Raw genomic sequence first — 2,669 nt, forward strand, 5'->3', positions numbered from 1 at the left:
ACCTCCAGCGCGGTCACGGGGGCATCGTAGAGCACGCGGACGCCGAGGCCTTCCGCGGTTCGGTAGAGCGTGTTGAGCATCGCCCGACCGCCGCCCAGGAAGAAGGAATTGGTCCGGCCAAGGCTGAGCGTGCCGCCGAGAGACGGCTGGAAACGCACGCCCTGTTCGGCGATCCAGCCGAGCATGTCCTTGGACTGGGCGATCATATGGCGTGCGAGGTCCTCGTCGGTCTTGCCTTGGGTGACGCGGCTCAGGTCATCCCAGAATTCCGCTTCGCTGTAGGGCCCGGTGAGGTGGCTGGTGGCGGTGTCATGGGCGCAGCGCATGTTGCGGGTGTGGCGGGTGTTGCCGCCGCGGTAGAATTTCGGCGCACCTTCGAGGACCAGCACCTCCGCCCCGTGTCGCCGGGCTGCGATCGCCGCGCAGAGCGCTGCGTTGCCGCCGCCGATCACCAGCACATCGGGCCGTGACATCGATGTGTTCATGATCTGCGGTCTCCCCCTTACCGCGATTCTCCGCTCGGGCTTGGATACGCCTGTATCCGGCTGTATACAAGAATTGCGCTGGCGGTTCTGGCGGCGCGCACTGGAGAGGGGCAGGCATGGCGGAGACGGGGCAGGGCCGGGGGCGCGGGGCGTCCTCTCGCGGCAGCCAGGTCTATGACGCGCTGTTGGCACGGATTCGCGCGGGCGTCCTGCAGCCGGGCATGCGGCTGCGGGAGGAAGACCTTGGCGCCGAGCTGGGCGTCAGCCGGACCCCGGTGCGCGAGGCGCTTGCGCGGCTGCAGGAGCGTGGGCTGGTCGAAAGCGCGGGCGCCGGGCTGGCGGTGGCAGCGCTGACGCGGCCGCGGATTGTCGAGCTTTACGCGATGCGGGCGGTGCTGGAGGGGGCGGCAGCGCGGCTGGCGGCGCAGAATGCCTCTGCCGGAGACCTTGCGGGGCTGGGCCACGTCCATGGGCTGCTGTCCGCCAGCGCCGGCGGGGCGGCGGAGGTGGCGCGGCTGAACCTCGCCTTTCACGAGGCGATCTGCGAGGCGGCGCACAACGGTTATCTCTCGCGGATGCTGGCGGACCTGACGGACTCGCTGGCGCTTCTGCCGAGCACGACCTTTTCCGTTCCCGGCCGGATCGAGGCTGCGCGGGCGGAGCATGACGCGATCTTTGCCGCCATCGCGGCCCATGACCCGGAGCGGGCGGAGCAGGCCGCGCGGGCGCATATAGACCGGGCCCGGGACGCGCGTCTGGCGCTTCTCTTCAGTGCCGCGCTGGGGGCGGGGCAGGGGTAAGCATAGCGAGGTTCCGGGGTCACATGCGGCGCGCGCGATCCCGATCCGCACCTGTAATCTGCCACGCCGCACATGAGTTGTGGGCCACAACTTTGGTGAGTCGTTCTGCGCGTTGCGGTTGTGTCGAGTTGGGGTGAGTACCGGTACGCCTGTGGGCGCCCCGGGCGGCCCTAGTCCCAAAGTACGAGGCGGCACAGCGCAAAAGGGCCCAAAATTACAGCATAAATCACGCCTCCTACCTTGGTACGAGGTCGCGGCTCTGGCCCCTGCGTCGGATGGTTCGGGCACACGCAGTCCGGCAAACTACGGATCAGGCGCAACCTCGAGGATTATTTCGGTCCCGAAACGTGCGCCTGGGTGGGGTAAGGAGAGCGAAAATGAATCTCATGGACCGCATGGAACATGTTGGTGTCGATGGGGCCGATGGTTATCGCATCCCCGCCACTGCACCGATGGCCCGCAATGAGCATGGCCTTTTCCACAGCCGCATGGGCCGCGAGAGCGGCGATAGGGAGCCGGCCCGGCTTTGGTCGGACCTGCCGGTGATCCCGGACGAACTGAAGGGGTGCGACCTGCATATCCTCGGCGATGTCGACGGCCAGATCCTCGGTTGTGCCGGGGTGATCCAGGCGATTGCCGCCAATGTCGTCTTCGACGTCAACGTGCCGCGTGGGCTTGCGCAGGTTCCGTCCAATGTGACGCGCAGCCAGCTGGTTACGGTGCAGGTCGACAATCGGCGGACCATGGGCCAGACCATCGACCTGCTGATGAGCTTCCGTCGGCACAACCCGCTGGCCGTCGTCGTCGCCGGGTCCCGCTACTTCGCCGAAGACGACCTGAGCCATGAGCGCTTCGCGATCTCGGACGCCTCGCTGCGGACGCCGAGCACGCCAGAGGCCATGGTCACGGTCTTCAAGGCGGCCGTGAAAAATAATACTCGCCTGTTGCATGTTTCCTGAAGATATTACGGGAAATTCCGCCTAAGCTCTTCGGAGAACTTCCGGGAGGTTGTCCGGGGCGGAATTGTGTGGGTCAGGCGTTTTATGAGGGTGTTCCGAGCTCTTCTTCTGGTGGCTTGCGTCGCGGGTGGATATGTCCCCGCGGCGCATGCTGCGCCGGGCAATGAGGCAATTGCACTGGCGCAGCCTGTCATCGGGGCATTGAAGAAACAGGGCTATACGATCGTCAGGGTCAATACGACCTGGCTCAACCGGGTACTTATTCGGGCTAAGAACGAATATGTGCTACGCGAGATCGTCGTAAGCCCGGCCACTGGCGATATTTTGCGCGACGCGATTGTGCGCCGCCTGCAGCCATTGCCGAAAACCAAGCCTGACTCGCAAACCTTCATTCCTCTGCCATCTGCCGCGCCGTCGAATTCAGC

Annotated in this window: 3 protein-coding genes and 1 pseudogene; 3 read left to right on the top strand and 1 reads right to left on the bottom strand. The window is 65.6% G+C overall.

All coding sequences use genetic code 11. The features are described from left to right. Positions 1 to 485, bottom strand: a 485-nt coding sequence (locus tag EIP85_RS00005) for an FAD-binding protein (RefSeq protein WP_422067196.1), incomplete at its 3' end; no start/stop codon positions are given. Between the two features lie 116 nt (positions 486 to 601). On the opposite strand from EIP85_RS00005, the gene EIP85_RS00010 reads away from it, so the two are divergent. The 3 genes and pseudogenes from EIP85_RS00010 to EIP85_RS00020 form a co-directional block, all read left to right on the top strand. Further along, positions 602 to 1,285: a GntR family transcriptional regulator gene (locus tag EIP85_RS00010; protein WP_127900088.1), complete on the top strand. Its 684-nt coding sequence runs from the start codon at positions 602 to 604 to the stop codon at positions 1,283 to 1,285. A 377-nt stretch (positions 1,286 to 1,662) separates the two neighbouring features. Continuing rightward, positions 1,663 to 2,244: a hypothetical protein gene (locus tag EIP85_RS00015; protein ID WP_127900089.1), complete on the top strand. Its 582-nt coding sequence runs from the start codon at positions 1,663 to 1,665 to the stop codon at positions 2,242 to 2,244. A gap of 84 nt (positions 2,245 to 2,328) precedes the next feature. Next, positions 2,329 to 2,669: pseudogene (locus EIP85_RS00020) on the top strand (hypothetical protein); the annotation flags it as partial.

This window comes from Solirhodobacter olei (genome assembly GCF_004010155.1).
GTDB classification, from domain to species: Bacteria; Pseudomonadota; Alphaproteobacteria; order Rhodobacterales; family Rhodobacteraceae; genus Solirhodobacter; species Solirhodobacter olei.

Excerpts from the sequence above, each read along its gene's own strand:
- EIP85_RS00010 (WP_127900088.1), top strand. The coding sequence starts at position 602 with ATGGCGGAGACGGGGCAGGGCCGGGGGCGCGGGGCGTCCTCTCGCGGC.
- EIP85_RS00015 (WP_127900089.1), top strand. The coding sequence starts at position 1,663 with ATGAATCTCATGGACCGCATGGAACATGTTGGTGTCGATGGGGCCGAT.